This window comes from Bacteroides pyogenes, assembly GCF_014196225.1.
Taxonomy (GTDB): Bacteria; Bacteroidota; Bacteroidia; order Bacteroidales; family Bacteroidaceae; genus Bacteroides; species Bacteroides pyogenes_A.
In genome coordinates, this window is sequence record NZ_JACIDI010000003.1 from 12,132 (window position 1) to 26,761 (window position 14,630).

A 14,630-nucleotide genomic window follows, 5' to 3' on the forward strand; every position below is an offset into this window, starting at 1 on the left:
TATTCGATTGAATGATTAGCAAAAGTATATTATTTTTTGCTTATCTGCAACAGCACACTCATCTTTTTTATGACCGGCTTGCCGATGATGATGAGGGTTACGGCAGTTATAATCATCGCAATGCCGATGATTAACCGGGGAGTAAGTTTCTCGTTGAAGAGGAGCACGCCGAAAAACAAGGCCGTCACAGGCTCCAATGCGCCCAATATGGCAGTCGGTGTAGAGCCGATATAATGAACAGCCATTGCCGTGCATACCAACGAGACGGCAGTGGGCAGAATAGCCAGGGCGAATATGTCTCCCCATAGCCATGCGGACGGAATAGCCTGAAGCTCCGTGCAGAAGTTCAAGCGCACAATATATACCGACAAGCCGAAAAGGAGGGCGTAGAACGTAAGTTTGGCTGTCGGCATTTGTTTTAGGGTAGAGCGATTCACTCCTATAATATATATGGCGTAAGAGAGCGAAGAAAGCAGAACAAAAATGATGCCGACAGTGGATAAAGGCTTTTCCCCGTCTCCTTGGTACAATAAACCGATGCCCGACAATGCCAGCATGATGGAAAAGACTGTAATGCCCGAAATCTTCTCTTTAAAAAACAGTCCCATGATTACCGCTACCATGACCGGGTAAACAAACAATATGGTTGAGGCAATTCCGGCATCCATGTGCTTGTAGCTCATAAATAAGAACAGAGAGGAAAAAGAAAAAAGAAATCCCATGATGACCAATGGCAGGATGTCATTCTTTTTAATGGCGAAAGATTGATGTTGGAGTTTCATCAAAACAGCCAATACGATGGCGGCTAATAAATAGCGATAGAATAGTACGCTGTCTACGCTCATGCCGGCTGCGTATAGGGGGAGTGTAAAAAGCGGATTCATACCGTAGCTGGCTGCGGCGATTGCTCCGTAAATAAAGCCCTTGGTTCTGTTGTTCATTGTTTTTTCTGCTTTATGAAATATAAAAAGTCCGCAAAGGTACGTAGTTTGGCTATGATAAACAAATGTTTAGCGATTTTGCTTGTATCAATTCAACAATAAATTGCCGAAAACGGAATTCACTCTCGCCACAACCGTTTTTGTGAGAAGAGTGAATTTGTTAACTGGAGACTTGTCAGACGGTCCTGCATGTATGGCAAAAGGAGGGTTCCCTTAAGTATATCCCGAAAGTCCGCAAAGGTACGCTTTACCGCTTAGAGGAACGTGAAGGCAATTCTTTGTAATGCTTCTTGACCTTCTTTATCGCCCAGTCGTAATGGCTGGAAGTAGCCGATACGCAATAGCTGCCGAGACTGGTTGTACCCGTCCAGGAAAAATATTTATTGGTAAACAACTCTTCGTTTGTAAAATCTTCCATCAGAGCCATTACCCGGGTGTGGCTTTCTAATAGCATCTCAGTGGCTTTGTTCAGAGGTGTTTTCTGATGCTTCTCCCAGAAAGCGATATTCATTTGAGGATATGTTTTCCAATTGTAGGGCGTAGGCAGAAAAGCGGTATTTTTCCCTGCCAAGTTGGAATTTATCCAGTTGATCAGTAGTTGATGCCATTCGTAAAGGTGAACCAAAACGTCGCGAATGTTTCGGTCTCTGTCTTCGAAAGAGAATGTGAGCATCCTCTCTTCTTGTGTCATGGAGTCGATAAGGCTGAAGAGCTTATCGAAATTGGTTTTGCTGCTTTGCAGCAGTTGCTCTTTTGTTGTCGGGCGTGCCATAATTTCTTATTTTATAGGTTTGGCTCTTGTCATTTATGTATCGGTTTCCTTTTTCGGAAAAGAGCGGTTTTTGGTTACGATTAAAGACTCTTCCGCATCGGATTATGGCAAAGTTACGTATTATTCCCAATAATTCATTGTTCGGCTGCGCTGTTTTTCTCCCTTTCTTCCTTAAACTGCCTTTTTATGTGCACCGCCTGTATAATGTTATGAAAACACCTAAGGCTGCCAGTATTATAAGTAATGTAATCCCGAATGCCCAATAGTTAACCACTCTCGACTTGGCTGTAAGCATATAATCACCTGCCAAAAGGCGGAAAGCGTTTACTCGCCAGGCAGCCGTATCTTTGTCTATAATCCCGGCATTGGAGGAAATAAGCTTGCCGGGCATGATTAGCTCGAATCGTATATTGTGATAGAAGACATTGATGAAACCGATTCTTTTTTCATACGTTGTCTCTATTTCTTCTTGTTTGGCTTTATAAAGTCGGGAGAAATAGTCTGTTTGGCAGGTTTGATCGAGAAAACCACATATTGCTTCAGGTGCTGTTTTTTCCAACTGATCTACTCCTTCCAGATGCTTTTTGTAAACAACTTCTTTCAGCTTTTCCCATTGATGCGTATATGTGGTATCGTTTTGGGCGAGCGCGAAGTGACGAATGACTTCACTACTGATTTCATAAAGGTTTCGGATATACCATGCCATGAACTTCGATTCGATATGGCTCAAATGCTCGTTTGCTTCCATGCCGTTTAAATTGGTATAGAATGTATTGTCTCCTCGAAGCCATAAAGTTTGTTCCGCTTTGTTCAAATAGTTGTCGAGAGGAACCGGGCCTTTGTCGGGAAGTTCTTTGTAGGTAGCTGTATATGTATAATAGGTATAAAACCATTTGAATCTTTTTTTTAGTTGTTCTTGCGGAACTGCCAATGGATACGCATATTCTTTGTCCTTAGATACGGAAAAGCATTGTCCGTTTACTGCGGAGATTTTTCTATATGCTTTTATATTCAATTTCTCTTGTGCTCCCCAAAAATCGAGTACAATACCGGAATCCAAATCTTCTACTTGCCAATCGGCTCCTGTTTGAAACAGAAATGGATTGTGGAACCCTTCTTTTGTTTGGCGAACCGAATCGGTATGTGTGTACACCTCTCTATACATGCTTCCGTCGCCCGCAATTCGTGAAACCATCCGATAGTGACTGTCGCATGAAACCATAAGGCATAACAATGTAGCTGTGATAAGAATATTCGTTTTCATCTGTCCTCCTGTTTTAAACGGTTTTCTTTTAAAAAGATTTTTTTCTGTGTTTCGCGCAGTTTGTGTTGCTGTGCATATCGCTCCCACAGGTAAGAGTTTTTTTCCACAAGTTTCATTTGTTGCCAATTGGTCGGTAGAGAAATGTCCGGATTGCTTCTCCTGTAGTTTTGTATGCATTGCTTCTCTATATCGAGCGAGAGCGGAGGGAAGCAAACGCCATGGACAAACAGCAATATCAATAGTGTTGCGGCTATGCTCGCTATCCAACTTGCGGTAAGAAAGAGTTTCCGCTTCCTGCTTTTCTCATCTGTGCGGGAAATAGCGTCGGAAATACTTTTTATCAGCTCCTCCGGATTCTTTACCACAGGCTGTCTGTTTCTGATTTCGGACAGCCAGATTTCATATTGTTCTTTTTTCTCTTTCATATGTCCATAGATAGTTGATTCATTTTTTCGCGTATATTTTTCCGAGCCAGATATAAATTGCTTTTTATCTTTTCGGCAGATAGTCCGGTGATAGCTTCTACTTCCTGCACTTCGAGTTCTTCGACGTCGCGCAGAATGAAAATTTGTCTTTGCCGGGGAGGCAACTCGCCGGTGTATCGCAAAATGAGCTCTTTCAATTGTCGGTTGTGGAGGTTTTCCTCGATGTCATCGCCCGATGGCATGTTTGTAACGGAGGCAAAAGAATGTTCCGGTTCTATGGGAAAACGATGGTATGAACGTAAGCGATCATAGCAGGTGTTGGAAGCTATTTTATAGATCCAAGTGGAAAATCGGTATGCTCTGTCGTATGTTTTCAAAGCGAGCCATACTTTTATGAAAGTCTCTTGTACGGCGTCTCTGGCTTCTTCTTCGTTGCAAAGTAACCGGAAAGCAAACCGGAATACCAATGCTTGGTATTTGGCAACCAAACAAGCGAATGCTTTTTTGTCTCCTTTTCTCCCACGGTCTATCAGCTCTTGTATTTTTTCCTGATTCATCGTTTTTTGTTCTTCTCTATTATATGATACGCGGTAAAACGCGACAGGTCGATTGTAGAACGCTCAAATATACGAAATATATAAAAAAACTGCCTCTGTCTTTTTTGACAGGAGGCAGTCTGAAGAAATATAATCGATAGATTTATCTTCTTCTAATGTGCAGAGAAGCGGATTTACTTGATTCTCTTATATCCGTACACGGCTAAATCGCCGAGTTCTTCTTCGATGCGGAGCAATTGATTGTATTTCGCCATACGGTCTGAACGGCTCAGCGAACCGGTCTTGATTTGTCCGCTGTTGGTTGCTACGGCGATATCGGCAATCGTAGCGTCTTCGGTTTCGCCGGAACGGTGCGAAGTGACGGACGTATAGCCGTGGCGGTGAGCCATGTCGATGGCATCCAGCGTTTCTGTCAGCGAACCGATCTGGTTTACTTTGATAAGGATAGAGTTGGCACAACCTTTTTCAATACCCTTTGCCAGGAAGTCCACATTGGTTACGAACAGGTCATCGCCCACCAACTGACAACGGTCGCCGATGCGCTCTGTCAGTTTCTTCCATCCGTCCCAGTCATTTTCGCTCATGCCGTCTTCGATGGAGTCGATGGGATACTTGTTGATCAGTTCTTCAAGGAAGTCGATTTGTTCCTCTGCCGTGCGTTTTTTGCCTTTGGCGCCTTCAAACTTGGTGTAATCGTAGATGCCGTCTTTGTAGAATTCCGAAGAAGCGCAGTCCATACCGATCATGATGTCTTTGCCCGGTTCGTATCCGGCAGCTTTGATAGCGGCGAGAATAGAGTTCAGGGCATCTTCTGTTCCTTCCAGTTCGGGAGCGAAGCCACCTTCATCACCTACGGCCGTACTCAGTCCGCGGTCTTTCAACACTTTCTTCAAGGCATGGAAAACTTCGGCGCCCATTCTCAGCCCTTCTTTGAAAGAAGAAGCGCCTACAGGGCGAATCATAAACTCCTGAAAGGCGATGGGAGCGTCGCTGTGCGAACCTCCGTTGATGATATTCATCATCGGAACAGGCATTACGTATGTGTTCGTTCCGCCGATGTAACGGTAAAGAGGAATGTCCAGATAGTTGGCGGCGGCCTTGGCTACTGCCAAAGATACACCGAGAATGGCGTTGGCTCCCAAGTTCGATTTCGTCGGCGTTCCGTCCAGAGCCAGCATGGCATGGTCGATGGCGCGTTGGTTGAGTGACGACATCCCCGCCAGTTTCGGAGCAATCAGTTTATTCACGTTTTCAACCGCTTTTTGTACGCCTTTTCCGCAATAACGGTCTTTGTCGCCGTCGCGGAGTTCCAGCGCTTCATGTTCACCTGTGGAAGCACCTGAAGGTACAGACGCGCGTCCCATCACACCGCATTCCAACATTACATCCACTTCTACTGTGGGATTGCCTCTCGAATCGAGAATCTCCCGGGCTACAATCTTTTCTATTTTCATCGTTTCTATTGTTTTTAATAAAACTTCTTGCAAAAGTACGGACTAAACAGCGAGGCGCAAATCACTATAAATAGGTATTGTCTTCGTTCGCTTTCATTATATATGGTTAGCCGGCTATATAAATAACGGTAAAAGAGAGTTTTTGTTTTCGTCTTAAAGGTTGCTTTACCACAAAACTGACTTTGAGGCTTGTTTTCGAGCGGTTGATAATTTACGGCGGGTAAAGAAAGGTGTCGCTCTTTTATCAACCCGATTTGCTCCGGGCGCTGTTTTTTTTCGTTGCATTAGTAAAATCAAGACGTTTCCTTAAACAATTCATTCGTCTTTCGTCTGTGTTTTATTCGTCTCCCATTCGGCAGACGAATAAAACACAGACGAAAGACGAATGGGATACGATCGGCAGACGAATAACTTTTACTATAAAAAGAGTAAGCTGTTGCAGTGCGAGGAGCAATGTGTCATTCTTAACGGCAGTATTTCCCATTTACACAAAAGATTTTATAGTGCCAACTTGAAGAAGAACCATTGTTAGTTTTTTCTTTTTAGAAACAACTGTTTGATTGTTAATCCAATAATTATGAAACCTAAAACTATTGTTATTACAATGAAAAAAGTACCATGAAACGTTGTTATAATCCCCAAAAAACTCCAGTATAGGAATAATTTCATAATTCTATGCCAAACATTGTCTTTCATAAGAGTTACTTACTTGTTCCAGAAATAGGCACTATTAACAGATACAGAAATCATCATATATAGTTTTTCTTTTTCTGTATCCGTTAAATTTTCCAACCTCTCTATTTAATATAACTATTTGCAATAAAAATTACTTCATTTATATTGCTAGGATAAGTATTATATATTTCTGTATATAAATCATAATAATTTTTTCGCTTTCAGTTAATAATGTATTAGTACCTTCAAAAAGAGTACTACTTTCAAATGTATTATTAACATAAGAGGTCGAGACTTCATTCATAACATTGTCACATAATTGAGAAAACTGCTCATTTTTTTAATACTGCACTTTCCATTTTCTGATAATCATTAGAAACTACATTTGTAGTAGTTTGAAGGCTTTCTTGTACCAAAAGAGTTTCATTGTCCAGCTGTATTGCCGGATTGGTCGTTGTTGAGCATCTCGTAATGATAGCTGGAGTTTCATTTGTATATTCTAAGATTGAATTATGTAAGCCGCCCATAATATTAATATATTTGAATTTTTCAGGAAAGTTCAATTTAATATAAGTAATCTAGAAGAAAAGTTTGATATAGAGGCTTTATTGGCAACAGCATCAAAAGCAGCAAAAGAAGCACCTGCTCCGCATATAATTCCTCCTACAGCACAGGCAACAACCCCACCTGTACCTCCAGTCGCTATCCCTATTAATCCTGCAATTTCTTTCGTTGCCGAAATACCTGAACCTGCACCCGCAATGTCAGCCCCGGTAACAATTAACGCTTTTTTAAATGAATCCCAGAAACCTCTAGTTGAGACATAATCAGTTGAAGAATGGGGTGCGTTGAGAAGAGAATCATTGAAAGTTTGAAACATTTGAGCAATGCTATTCACTTCAAGTTGAACATTATCCAAAATTGAATGCTCAGAGTTATCACAAGCACAACAAACTGTAATTAAGAGCAATAATAACATTTTCTTTTTATGATGCATAAATTTGAATTAAACAATATAGAAATAAAAGATTTAGTCCTTTATTGATTCAAGTTTCGCAAGTTCAACCTGCTAGTTTTAATTTGCAAATATCGTAGATATGGTTCATCTCATCCGATCTGTTAATCATAACATCATAGATATCCTCATCGACCAAACCGAAGAGGTTTGCCATTGCTATGATCAGTTTTTTGAGTGCTCCTCATATTTTTTCTACTATTGATTAATATTCAAACTTTAATGATACTCGATGCAACAAAAAAATATCATCTACATTGCTACACTTCTTATATAGATCTCGAAAATAGGATTTTTTCTAGAAATTTGCAAGAAAACGTACGTAAATATTTGGTTTTTCTTCCATTTTGATGCTAAATTCTTTATTTCTTTTCTTTGATGTGAAAAAACTGAGCGAAAAATCTGAAACTTCGCGGATTACTTTTTTACAGGACAATTTCTTTTTTATACTTTTGCACCATCTTTTTTTAAAAAAATATCATTTTACGAGGATATTGAAAATATAACCAAGAGGGACAAACAACATGGGAGGTTTTTTCGGAACAGTCTCGAAAAAAAACTGCGTGACTGATTTATTTTACGGCACAGATTATAATTCGCATCTGGGAACCAAGCGGGGAGGACTTGCAACGTATAGTGAGGAACAGGGATTTATCCGCTCCATTCATAATCTGGAAAGTTCGTATTTTCGTTCTAAGTTTGAAGGAGAACTCTCCGAATTTAAAGGGAATGCCGGCATCGGTATCATTAGTGACACAGACGCGCAACCTATCGTTATCAACTCTCATCTGGGACGATTCGCCATTGTTACTGTGGCCAAAATAGCCAATCTTGCGGAACTGGAAGAGGAGTTGCTGAAGAAGAACATGCACTTTGCGGAGCTGAGTATGGGAAATACCAATCCTACGGAACTGGTAGCTTTGCTCATCATTCAGGGGAAAACTTTCGTAGAAGGCATCGAGAATGTTTTCAAGCACATCAAAGGCTCGTGCTCCATGCTTCTACTGACCGAAGACGGCAGCGTGATCGCAGCCCGCGACCGCTTGGGGCGCACGCCCGTCGTAGTCGGAAAGAAAGAAGGGGCGTATGCCGCTTCCAGCGAGTCGACCTGTTTCCCGAATCTCGACTATGAAATAGAGAAGTTTCTGGGACCGGGAGAGATTGTCCGTCTTTATTCCGATCGCGTGGAGCAACTCCGAAAGCCCGGAGAGGAAATGCAGATTTGTTCTTTCCTTTGGGTGTATTACGGCTTTCCTACTTCATGCTATGAAGGAATTAATGTGGAAGAGGTACGTTTCAACAGCGGCGTAAAGATGGGGAAAAAAGACGAATCGGAGGTGGATTGCGCTTGCGGCATTCCCGATTCCGGAGTCGGTATGGCGCTGGGATATGCCGAAGGAAAAGGTATCCCGTATCATCGGGCCATCTCGAAATATACACCTACGTGGCCCCGCAGCTTTACGCCGGGGACTCAGGAACTCCGATCGCTTGTGGCCAAAATGAAACTCATACCGAATCGCTCGATGTTGCAGGGCAAACGTTTGCTGTTTTGCGACGACTCCATCGTTCGGGGAACACAGTTGCACGATAACGTTAAGGTGTTGTACGATTGCGGAGCGAAAGAAATTCACATGCGCATTGCCTGCCCGCCTTTGATATATGCTTGCCCGTTCTTGGGATTTACGGCTTCGAAGAATGCGCTGGAACTGATTACGCGCCGGATAATCAAAGAGCTGGAAGGAGACGAGAACAAAAATCTTGAGAAATATGTAACGACCGATTCACCTGAATATAAAAGAATGGTGGATATTATCGCAGAGCGGTTCGGACTTACTACATTAAAGTTCAATACATTGGAAACTTTGATAGAAGCAATAGGCCTTCCTAAATGCAAAGTATGCACACACTGTTTCGACGGCAGCAGCTACTTTTAGCAAGAGCCCTCATTATAAAAAAAGAGCCGTGAATTGCTTGTCAGTTCACGGCTCTTTTATTAACTTTACGCCATTGTAAAATATTGTAAGCGATTAATTGTTAATTAGTAAATCATATGAAATTAGTAGATAGATTTTTAAAGTATGTAAGCTTCGATACGCAGTCTGACGAGTCGACTGGCGTTACTCCCAGTACGCCCAAGCAAATGGTGTTTGCCGAATATCTGAAAGCCGAACTGGAGTCTTTGGGCCTGGAAGAAATAACGCTGGATGAACACGGCTATCTGTTTGCCACTCTGCCCTCCAACATTGAGAAAGAAGTTCCTGTCATCGGATTTATTTCTCACATGGATACCAGCCCTGACATGACGGGCAAGGATGTTTCTCCGCGCATTGTCGAAAACTATGACGGCACCGATATTCTTCTTTCCGCAGAAGGGAATATCGTTCTTTCTCCTGCGCAGTTCCCCGAATTGCTTGCCCATAAGGGAGAGGATTTGATTGTGACCGATGGCAAAACGCTGCTCGGAGCCGACGATAAAGCGGGAATTGCCGAAATCATATCGGCTATGGAGTTTCTGAAGGAACATCCGGAGATTAAACACGGGAAAATACGTGTCGGTTTTAATCCCGATGAAGAAATCGGTTTGGGTGCGCATAAGTTCGATGTGGAAAAGTTCGGTTGCGAATGGGCGTATACGATGGATGGCGGTGAAGTAGGGGAGTTGGAGTTCGAAAACTTCAATGCCGCCTCTGCTAAAATAGTCTTTCAAGGACGTAACGTACATCCCGGTTATGCAAAAAACAAGATGATCAACTCCATCCGGATCGCCCAGCGTTTCATTGAGATGGTGCCTGCGCAGGAAGCTCCCGAACATACTTCCGGTTATGAAGGATTTTATCATCTCATCGGTGTTCAGGGCGAAGTGGAACAAAGTACGGTAAGTTATATTATCCGCGACCACGACCGTGATAAGTTCGAACATCGCAAGAAAGAAATGGAGCGATTCGTTGCCCGGATCAATGCCGAGTACGGAGAAGCAACGGCTACTCTGGAGATGCGCGACCAGTATTATAATATGCGCGAGAAGATTGAGCCGGTGATGCACATCATCGATGTCGCTTTCGCGGCGATGGAGGCGGTTGGTGTGAGGCCGAACGTGAAACCGATCCGGGGAGGTACGGACGGCGCCCAACTTTCTTTCAAAGGTTTGCCTTGTCCGAATATTTTTGCCGGGGGGCTGAACTTTCACGGGCGCTACGAATTCATTCCCGTGCAAAGCATGGAAAAAGCAATGGCAGTGATCGTGAAAATAGCCGAACTGGTAGCTGCCCGCTGATAGCGAACAATGTAGGACGGGATGCTTTCCGGCGTTTCGGGGCAGCGTTCCGTTTGTTTGCCGGTAATAAAGATACCTGGCAACAATGAGATAAACTTAAAAATCAAAAATTAAAAAACTTAAATCATGAAAATCACTCCGTTTACAGAGAAGCATATTGCGCTCGGCGCAAAAATGCACGAATTTGCAGGCTACAACATGCCTATCGAATATTCCGGTATCATCGACGAACATTTGACGGTTTGTCAGGACGTAGGCGTGTTTGATGTGTCGCATATGGGAGAGTTTTGGGTGAAAGGACCGAATGCGCTGGCTTTCCTGCAGAAGATTACATCGAACGATGTTTCCGCCCTTGCGTCCGGCAAGGTGCAATATACATGTTTCCCCAATGATAAAGGCGGAATCGTAGACGACTTGCTGGTGTACCAGTACGAGCCGGAGAAGTATATGTTGGTGGTGAATGCCGCCAATATCCGGAAAGACTGGGATTGGTGCGTTGCTCATAATACGGAGGGCGCGGAGCTGGAAAACGCTTCGGATCGCATGGCGCAACTTGCTGTGCAGGGTCCTAAGGCAATTCTGGCTTTGCAAAAACTGACGGACGTTGACTTGGCATCCATACCTTATTACACGTTCAAGGTAGTCGAATTTGCCGGAGAGAAGAATGTGATCGTTTCCAATACCGGATATACGGGCGCGGGAGGTTTTGAACTATACTTCTATCCCGATGCTGCCGATAAAATATGGAATGCTGTTTTTGAAGCCGGCGAAGAGTATGGCATAAAACCCGTAGGCTTGGGTTGCCGCGACACATTGCGCCTCGAAATGGGATTCTGTCTGTACGGCAACGATCTGGATGACACCACTTCGCCGATAGAAGCCGGATTGGGTTGGATCACAAAGTTTGTGGAAGGCAAGAATTTTATCAATCGCCCGATGCTGGAGAAACAGAAAGCAGAAGGAGTTGCGCGCAAGCTTGTCGGGTTCGAAATGATCGATCGCGGAATCCCTCGTAAAGATTACGATTTGGTAAATGCCGAAGGGGATAAAATCGGAGTCGTAACCTCCGGAACCATGTCTCCGACCCGGAAAATAGGAATCGGACTGGGCTATGTGAAGCCCGAATACAGTAAGGCGGGAACAGAACTCTGCATTGACCTGCGTGGCCGGAAATTAAAAGTAGTAGTAGTGAAGCCTCCTTTCAGAAAATAAAACTATATGTCTCATTTGCCTGCACTCATAGCCGATCTTGCGCTGATCTTAATATGCGCAGGGGTCATGACATTGCTGTTTAAAAAGTTGAAACAACCCTTGGTGTTGGGGTACGTGGTCGCTGGTTTTCTGGCAAGTCCTCATATGCCTTTTACGCCTTCAGTAATGGATACTGCGAATATCAAGATATGGGCGGATATCGGTGTTATATTTTTGCTGTTCGCTCTCGGTCTGGAGTTTAGTTTTAAAAAGATTGTCAAAGTAGGCGGCTCTGCTATCATAGCCGCCTGTACGATTATCTTCTGCATGATTTTTCTGGGTATCGGTGTGGGAATGGGCTTTGGTTGGCATCGCATGGATTGTCTTTTTCTGGGCGGCATGATTGCGATGTCTTCCACTACTATTATATACAAGGCCTTTGATGATTTGGGATTGAGAAAAAAGCAGTTTACGGGGCTTGTTCTGGGGATTCTGATTTTGGAAGATATTCTGGCTATCGTTTTGATGGTGATGCTTTCTACAATGGCGGCCAGCCAACATTTTGAAGGTACTGAAATGCTGGAAAGTGTTGCAAAACTGGTATTTTTCCTTATATTATGGTTTGTTGTTGGCATTTATCTTATTCCTTTACTCTTAAGGCGTGCCAGAAAGCTGATGAGTGAGGAGACTCTGCTGATTACATCGTTGGCGCTTTGCTTCGGTATGGTGGTGTTGGCTGCACATACCGGATTCTCTGCAGCCTTCGGGGCGTTCATCATGGGGTCTATTTTGGCCGAAACGATTGAAGCGGAGTCTATCGAACGGTTGGTAAAGCCCGTGAAAGATCTTTTCGGCGCTATTTTCTTTGTTTCTGTTGGAATGATGGTAGATCCGGAAATGATCATAAAATATGCGTTACCTATTTTTGTGATAACTGTTGCAGTGATTCTGGGACAAGCCATCTTCGGAACGTTGGGAGTAATTTTATCAGGGAAGCCTCTGAAGACAGCTATGCAGTGCGGCTTCAGTTTAACCCAGATCGGGGAGTTTGCTTTTATTATTGCTTCTCTTGGGGTTTCTTTACAAGTAACGAGTGACTTTCTGTATCCTGTGGTAGTTGCAGTTTCTGTCATTACCACATTTCTTACTCCATACATGATTCGTATAGCCGATCCGGTCTCTACTTTCATTGATACCCATTTGCCGGTATCTTGGCAAAGAATGTTGAAGCGTTACTCTCCAGGGGCGCAAACCGTACTCAATCATGAAAGTCTGTGGAAAAGCTTGCTCTTGGCGATGACACGTATTACGGTGGTTTATTCCATTGTCAGCATTTCCATTATTACCCTTTCTTTCCGTTTTGTTATTCCATTGTTTAAGAATAGCTTACCTCACTTTTGGGCTTCGCTCTTGGGAGCATTTTTTATTATTCTTTGTATTTCGCCTTTCCTGCGTGCCATTATGGTAAAGAAAAACCGTTCGGTCGAGTTTACGACTTTGTGGCATGACAATCGGGCCAATCGGGCGCCTCTTATCGCTACCATTGTTATTAGGGTGGTGATAGCAGCTTTGTTTGTCGCTTTTGTCATAGCAGGTCTGTTTAAGGCATCTGTCGGGTTGATGATCGGTGTTACCGTACTGGCGGTTTTGCTTATGATATGGTCGAGGCAGTTGAAAAAGCAGTCTATATTGATTGAACGGCGATTTTTCCAGAATCTGCGTTCCAGAGAGATACGCGCCGAATATTTAGGAGAAAAGAAGCCGGCTTACGCAGGACACTTACTGTCGCACGATCTGCATCTGGCAGATATGGAAATACCGGGTGAATCGCCTTGGGCGGGGAAAATGCTGACAGACTTGAATTTGGGTAAGAAATACGGTATTCATATTGTTTCAATACTTCGTGGAAAAAGGAGAATAAATATTCCGGGAGGCTCGGTTCGCCTTTTCCCTTTCGATAAAATCCAAGTGATAGGTACCGACGAATTGCTAAATGTATTTAGCGAAGCGATGTCTCGCGGGGCGGCCATCGATACTGATGTGTATGAAAAAAGTGAAATGGTGTTGAAGCAGCTTTTAATTGACGAAAACTCCATTTTCTTGGGTAAAACTGTTCGGAATTCGGGGATACGCGATAAGTTCCGTTGTTTGGTTGCCGGCGTGGAAAGTGAGGACGGAGTACTTATGAGCCCCGACGTAAACGCTCCCTTCGAGCGAGGCGATGTGGTTTGGGTAGTGGGTGAAAAAGAAGATATATATAGGTTATTCTTGCACAAATAAGGGAGAATCCGTTAGAATTTATACAGAATAAAAAATAAGACTGTTGATTTTCCGCATATTGATTTCTTACTCGATGTCGACAGAATATCGATCTGTCTTGAACGTTTTGCAGCGCAATCCGGAGAGGTTCAAGAACAGCCTGTAAACTTCCGGAGGGGATGTTTCTCCGATATATCTTTCTGATATCTTTTTGGAATGTTTGATGATGGACGAACTATGGCTGGAAAATGCGGATTATCGTATTCTCTTGGAGAAATGGGATGTACTACCCCGGTTACCGGAGCCGATTGTTCGGTTATTCATCGAAATCAAAGTCGAAATCGAATTCGTCCATAAATTCCGGTGTCGTGAACTCGTCCAGGCTGCGGCGGTCTTTCTTAGTCGGTCGTCCGGTTCCTCGTGCGCGATCAACGAATCCGCTGATCTTACTCATTTCCAACAATTCGTATTGATCGGGTGTGGTGACGTTTTCCATCATTTCGGGCACAAGTTTGGCGCCAACCCTTTTTTCAATGGGCTGTAATACTTTAAACGAATAGGTTACAGGCGGTTTCCTGACTTGGATAATATCGCCGGGTTTAATCATCCGCGAAGGTTTGATTTGCGATCCGTTCATTGAAACACGTCCTTTTTTACATGCTTCGGCGGCAATGGTGCGCGTTTTGAAAATGCGTACCGCCCACATCCATTTGTCAATTCTTGCTTCTGCCATCTCTTGGTTAAAATGATTAAAGACTCTTACAGTAGGTTGTCTGATAGAGCGTCTCCGTTATTTTTTGCGG

At 43.4% G+C, this 14,630-nt stretch carries 13 protein-coding genes; 4 read left to right on the forward strand and 9 right to left on the reverse strand.

Annotated features, from left to right (window positions below):
• Positions 1-29 precede the first annotated feature (29 nt).
• The 8 genes from GGR07_RS02380 to GGR07_RS02415 form a co-directional block, all read right to left on the reverse strand.
• On the reverse strand, positions 30-941 hold the full coding sequence (locus GGR07_RS02380; RefSeq protein WP_021644339.1) for a DMT family transporter: 912 nt from the start codon (positions 939-941) through the stop codon (positions 30-32).
• A 247-nt stretch (positions 942-1,188) separates the two neighbouring features.
• Positions 1,189-1,713, reverse strand: coding sequence for a ClbS/DfsB family four-helix bundle protein (locus tag GGR07_RS02385; RefSeq protein WP_021644340.1), 525 nt, complete (start codon positions 1,711-1,713; stop codon positions 1,189-1,191).
• Positions 1,714-1,897: 184 nt separating this feature from the next.
• Complete coding sequence (locus GGR07_RS02390; protein WP_021644341.1) at positions 1,898-2,977, reverse strand: hypothetical protein; 1,080 nt, start codon at positions 2,975-2,977, stop codon at positions 1,898-1,900.
• Entirely contained in the window at positions 2,974-3,402 is a 429-nt protein-coding gene (locus GGR07_RS02395; RefSeq protein WP_021644342.1) for a hypothetical protein, read from the reverse strand. Before GGR07_RS02395 ends, GGR07_RS02390 begins: the two co-directional genes overlap by 4 nt.
• Positions 3,399-3,959 (reverse strand): RNA polymerase sigma factor, encoded by a 561-nt coding sequence (locus GGR07_RS02400; RefSeq protein ID WP_021644343.1) that lies wholly within the window; start codon positions 3,957-3,959, stop codon positions 3,399-3,401. Before GGR07_RS02400 ends, GGR07_RS02395 begins: the two co-directional genes overlap by 4 nt.
• Before the next feature lie 173 nt (positions 3,960-4,132).
• Positions 4,133-5,413, reverse strand: coding sequence for a phosphopyruvate hydratase (gene eno, locus GGR07_RS02405; RefSeq protein ID WP_021644344.1), 1,281 nt, complete (start codon positions 5,411-5,413; stop codon positions 4,133-4,135).
• 1,007 nt (positions 5,414-6,420) lie between these two features.
• Positions 6,421-6,615: a hypothetical protein gene (locus GGR07_RS02410; protein WP_147298164.1), complete on the reverse strand. Its 195-nt coding sequence runs from the start codon at positions 6,613-6,615 to the stop codon at positions 6,421-6,423.
• A gap of 32 nt (positions 6,616-6,647) precedes the next feature.
• Entirely contained in the window at positions 6,648-7,085 is a 438-nt protein-coding gene (locus tag GGR07_RS02415) for a hypothetical protein (RefSeq protein WP_021644348.1), read from the reverse strand.
• Positions 7,086-7,627: 542 nt separating this feature from the next.
• Here GGR07_RS02415 and GGR07_RS02425 point away from each other — a divergent pair.
• The 4 genes from GGR07_RS02425 to GGR07_RS02440 all read left to right on the forward strand — a co-directional run bounded on the left by GGR07_RS02425 (position 7,628) and on the right by GGR07_RS02440 (position 13,848).
• A complete protein-coding gene (locus GGR07_RS02425) occupies positions 7,628-9,037 on the forward strand; it encodes an amidophosphoribosyltransferase (protein WP_021644350.1) in 1,410 nt (469 codons plus the stop codon).
• A gap of 116 nt (positions 9,038-9,153) precedes the next feature.
• Entirely contained in the window at positions 9,154-10,377 is a 1,224-nt protein-coding gene (gene pepT, locus GGR07_RS02430) for a peptidase T (RefSeq protein WP_021644351.1), read from the forward strand.
• A gap of 126 nt (positions 10,378-10,503) precedes the next feature.
• A complete protein-coding gene (gene gcvT, locus GGR07_RS02435; RefSeq protein ID WP_021644352.1) occupies positions 10,504-11,589 on the forward strand; it encodes a glycine cleavage system aminomethyltransferase GcvT in 1,086 nt (361 codons plus the stop codon).
• A gap of 6 nt (positions 11,590-11,595) precedes the next feature.
• Complete coding sequence (locus tag GGR07_RS02440) at positions 11,596-13,848, forward strand: cation:proton antiporter (RefSeq protein ID WP_021644353.1); 2,253 nt, start codon at positions 11,596-11,598, stop codon at positions 13,846-13,848.
• Between the two features lie 295 nt (positions 13,849-14,143).
• Here GGR07_RS02440 and GGR07_RS02445 read toward each other — a convergent pair whose 3' ends face one another.
• A complete protein-coding gene (locus tag GGR07_RS02445; protein WP_021644354.1) occupies positions 14,144-14,560 on the reverse strand; it encodes an RNA-binding S4 domain-containing protein in 417 nt (138 codons plus the stop codon).
• Between the last annotated feature and the right edge of the window lie 70 nt (positions 14,561-14,630).